The following is a 2,905-nucleotide window of genomic DNA, read 5'->3' on the forward strand; positions in this document are numbered from 1 at the left end:
TTTATTCGCGTGATTAACGCGCGGTTTCTTGCTAGATTTTACAACCCAATTTGGCAAACCTTGTCCCTCTGACCGAAGAGCAAGGTTCGAAGGGACAGAGTCCCTCGCAAGAATTGTTAAGGAACAGAGTTCCTTAACAGAAAACAAGTTTGTATACGAAAAAATTGCGTTGTTTGCTTTGCTTATAAAACTAACCGTGTGTGTGTGTAGAGCGCCAACGGTTTCAAGGTTTAGTATAAAATTAATTGTTTTATTTTTAGTAAACTATTTTTATTAGAAATAAAATAATATAACTATATTAAGTAATTTATTGTTTTAATCAGAATTAATCTTAAGGAGGCAAAATATGGTAAAGGTAAGTGTAATGGGTTCAACCGGTGTAATAGGTAAAAACGTTACTTTCAAATTGGCTAGAGCAGATACCATAAGTGAAGTAGTACTGTTCTCAAGACCTGAAAGCATTGACAAGGCAAAGGGCCAAAGTTATGACATGTATGATGCATTAGCAGCTGAAGATATTGATTGTTTACTCACCCCATCCTGCAATTATGAAGATCTTGCAGATTCTCAAATTGTATTGATTTCTGCAGGTGCTCCAAGGCATGAGGGAATGAGCAGAAGGGATTTGGCTTTTGAAAATGCTAAAATAGTTTCCAATTATGCTAAGCAGATATCCATTTATGCGCCAGATGCCATTATTTTAGTTGCTACAAATCCTGTGGATGTAATGACCACAATCGCTTTGGAGGCTTCCGGTTTCGATAGAGACAAAGTTATCGGTGTAGGAAACCACTTGGATTCCTTAAGACTCAAAAATTACTTTGCAAGACGATTAAACATCAACAGCAGTGAAATCCATACAAGGGTTATCGGTGAGCATGGAGACAATATGGTTCCTCTTTTAAGTTCAACCACCATTGGTGGTATTCCTTTGAAATACTTTATTAGAGAGGTGGAATTGGACATTAGGGAGATTATTCAGACTCTAAGGAATGCAGGAAATACTATCATCTCCAAAAAGGGGGCTACTGAATATGGTCCTGCCTATGCTATTTCCAACTTGATTATTACACTCATTACAAATTCCCATAAGATATTGACTGTAAGTTTATATTTGGATGGTGAAATTGCTGGTGTCAAAGGAGTTTCCTTAGGTGTTCCTTCCGTTTTATCCAATAAGGGTAATGCAATGATTGTTCCTATTCATATGAATGATTATGAGACTAAAAAGTTCCAATCAGCTGCTGAACAGATTAGAAAGCTTACAGAAGATGTTAGAGAAAGCCTAAAAGAAGAATAAAGATTTATCTACTTATTTTCTTCTTATCTTTTATATTTTTATCTATTTTTTTAAAAAGAGTATTTTTTTATCTTATCTATTTTTCTATTTTAATCTATTTTTTTAAAAAGAGTATTCTATTTATCTTATCTATTTCTATCTATTTTTTATAAGTTTTAAAAAAAGTTTAAATATCTAAAAATCAATTAGTTTTTGAAAAAAAAGAAAATAAAGTTTATAATTGATATAAACTTCAAAATATTTATTCTGCGTTATAGATTAATTCTGCAGGTACTAAAGGAACATCATTCTTAAGTAAAACAGATTCCAACTGATCTAAATCTCCAGTATGCAATAAGAGACCTGCTTTTTCAGTTCCTCCATATGCAATAGCATAGAGATATTCGAGGTCGATATCCTCATCATTCAAGATCTTTAAGATTGAAGCAATTCCTCCTGGAGTGTCATCCATCACTGCTCCAATTACTGGAGTCTCCTTAACGATGTAATTATTGCTTTCCAATACCTCTTTTGCTTTTTTATAGTCAGGAACAACCAATCTTAAAATACCGAATTCAGAAGTGTCCGCTAAAAACAATGCCTTGATATTAATGTCATTTTGGCCAAGCAAGTCTGCCACTTTATATAAATTTCCCTTTTGATTTTCCAAAAATATGGATAGTTGTATGAATTGATACATGTTTCATCTCCTTTTTGTGTTTTTTCCATCATCAATAAAATTACTATTTGATAATTCATTAATTAATGTAAATTACGTTTGTCGATTACTCTTTGAATCTTACCTTTTGTGCTTCTTGGAATGCTCTTAGGTGCAACTAAGCTAACGTTAACTGCAATTCCAATCTCGTTTTGAATGTATTCTCCGATTTTACGTTTAACCCCTATCATCTCTTTAATATCGTCTGAGAAGAGAGCTTCAGAAGCTTCAACCTTGATTTCAATTTCATCCATTATGTCTGGACGGGTAACGATGATTTGGTAGTGAGGCTCGATGTCACTGACCTTAAGAAGTGCCTTTTCGATTTGTGATGGGAATACAGCCACTCCTTTAACCTTAATCATGTCATCAGATCTTCCTGTGATCCTTTCCATTCTTGCAAGTGTCCTTCCACATGCACAGGTATCATAGTGAAGTGCGGTAAGGTCCTTTGTTCTGAATCTGATTATAGGCATGCTTTCCCTTTCAAGGTTGGTCAATACCAACTCTCCATGAGTTCCTTCAGGCAAGGTGTTTCCTGTGTTTGGGTCAATGATTTCAGGATAGAAGAAATCCTCAGCAATGTGCAAACCGTTCTGTGCAGGACATTCCATACCTACACCAGGACCCATCAATTCAGTAAGTCCGTAGATATTGTATGCCTTGGTCTTGAATATGTCTTCGATTCTGTCTCTCATTTCAGCAGTCCACATTTCAGCTCCAAAACCAATTGCCTTAAGGCCGAGCTTTTCAAAGTCTATTCCTTCCTCTTTAGCAACTTCTCCAAGGTAGATACCATAGGATGGAGTGAAAATGAGACATGTGGTTCCAAAGTCTGCCATGATTTCAACTTGTCTTCTTGTCTGTCCAGTTGAAATAGGGATGATTGTTGCTCCTAATCTGTGAGC

Annotated in this window: 3 protein-coding genes; 1 reads left to right on the top strand and 2 read right to left on the bottom strand. The window is 35.4% G+C overall.

All coding sequences use genetic code 11. The features are described from left to right. The first annotated feature begins 346 nt into the window (after positions 1 to 346). Complete coding sequence (locus ACKI67_RS04055) at positions 347 to 1,300, top strand: malate dehydrogenase (RefSeq protein WP_407462109.1); 954 nt, start codon at positions 347 to 349, stop codon at positions 1,298 to 1,300. Positions 1,301 to 1,541: 241 nt separating this feature from the next. Here the strand turns inward: ACKI67_RS04055 and ACKI67_RS04060 are convergent, their stop codons facing one another. Beyond that, positions 1,542 to 1,979, bottom strand: coding sequence for an acetolactate synthase (locus ACKI67_RS04060; protein WP_407462110.1), 438 nt, complete (start codon positions 1,977 to 1,979; stop codon positions 1,542 to 1,544). Between the two features lie 62 nt (positions 1,980 to 2,041). Then, positions 2,042 to 2,905 (bottom strand): phenylacetate--CoA ligase family protein (locus tag ACKI67_RS04065; protein ID WP_407462111.1); only part of this gene is annotated, 864 nt, incomplete at its 5' end.

Origin of the sequence: Methanobrevibacter sp., assembly GCF_045577275.1 — an archaeon.
In the GTDB taxonomy this organism is placed as follows: domain Archaea; phylum Methanobacteriota; class Methanobacteria; order Methanobacteriales; family Methanobacteriaceae; genus Methanobrevibacter.

What these genes read in the sequence shown, in the direction of transcription:
- ACKI67_RS04060 (WP_407462110.1), bottom strand. Translation starts at nt 1,979, where the DNA reads ATGTATCAATTCATACAACTATCCATATTTTTGGAAAATCAAAAGGGA.
- ACKI67_RS04055 (WP_407462109.1), top strand. Translation starts at nt 347, where the DNA reads ATGGTAAAGGTAAGTGTAATGGGTTCAACCGGTGTAATAGGTAAAAAC.